At 71.8% G+C, this 943-nt stretch carries 1 protein-coding gene and 1 pseudogene; one reads left to right on the top strand and one right to left on the bottom strand.

Going from position 1 to position 943, the window contains the following annotated elements; all coding sequences use genetic code 11:
* Positions 1-199: pseudogene (locus O3W51_RS48180) on the bottom strand (ABC transporter permease); the annotation flags it as partial.
* Between the two features lie 143 nt (positions 200-342).
* On the opposite strand from O3W51_RS48180, the gene O3W51_RS48175 reads away from it, so the two are divergent.
* A partial coding sequence (locus tag O3W51_RS48175; protein ID WP_269290441.1) for a TetR/AcrR family transcriptional regulator occupies positions 343-943 on the top strand: 601 nt, incomplete at its 3' end.

Raw genomic sequence — 943 nt, 5'->3', positions numbered from 1 at the left:
ACTGCGCCTGCGTCCGCGCCTTCGCGAACTCGTTGATGAAGTGCCGCCGGCCCCACAACTGCCGGGTGTACTCGCCGAGGCCCGGCCGGGCACCGCTGACCGACAGCCCGTACTTCGCCGCCAGCTCAGCGGCCGACAGCCCGCCGTCCGGGCTGTCCAGGTCCTGCGCCGCCGCGGGGGCGTCCGTGTGCAAGGTCATGTGACGCGCTTTCGTTCGAGGCGAAAACGGGGAGTGAACACGACACGACGGAACGGATCCGTCTCGTCGTGTGGTCCGACGGTAGAGCATCCGTTGAATGGAACGCAACCGTTCCGTCGCCACGTCACGCTAGGCTCGGTGGCATGCCAACGGAGCCCCGAACCCCTCGTCGCGCCCCCGCGGGAGCCGCCGTGCTCCGGGAGGACGTGACGGACGCCATCCGCAGCGCCGTCTTCGACGAGCTGGCGGCGGTCGGCTACGGCCGGATGTCCATCGAGGGGATCGCCCGCCGGGCCGGCGTCGGCAAGGCCGCGGTCTACCGGCGCTGGCGTTCGAAACTGCCGCTGGTCCTCGACACGGTGTCCGCCGTGGCGGTCCAGGGCATGCCCGCACCGGACACCGGCTCGCTCCTCGGTGACGTCCGGTTACTGCTGGAGGTCACCGCGCGCGCCCTGCGGCATCCGGTCGCGTCGCAGATCATCCCGGATCTGCTCGCCGAGGCGGCGCGCAATCCGGAGATCGCCGCGGCCCTGCAGACGGCGCTGCGCGACACCCAGCGCGGTATCTCGGCGGCCGTCGTGCGCAAGGCGGTCGAGCGCGGCGAACTGGCGGCGGGAACCGACGCGGACCTGTCCCTTGACCTGATCGCGGGCCCGCTCTACTGGCGGCTCGCCGTGATCCGCTCCCCGCTGCCCAAGGGGTACCTCGACAGCCTCTCGGCGTCCACCGCCGACGATGGTGAGC

It is taken from the genome of Streptomyces sp. H39-C1 (assembly GCF_027158125.1).
Lineage (GTDB): Bacteria > Actinomycetota > Actinomycetes > Streptomycetales > Streptomycetaceae > Actinacidiphila > Actinacidiphila fildesensis.
Note: the sequence above shows the minus strand (reverse complement) of the source record. Positions and strands in the feature narration are given on the sequence as shown.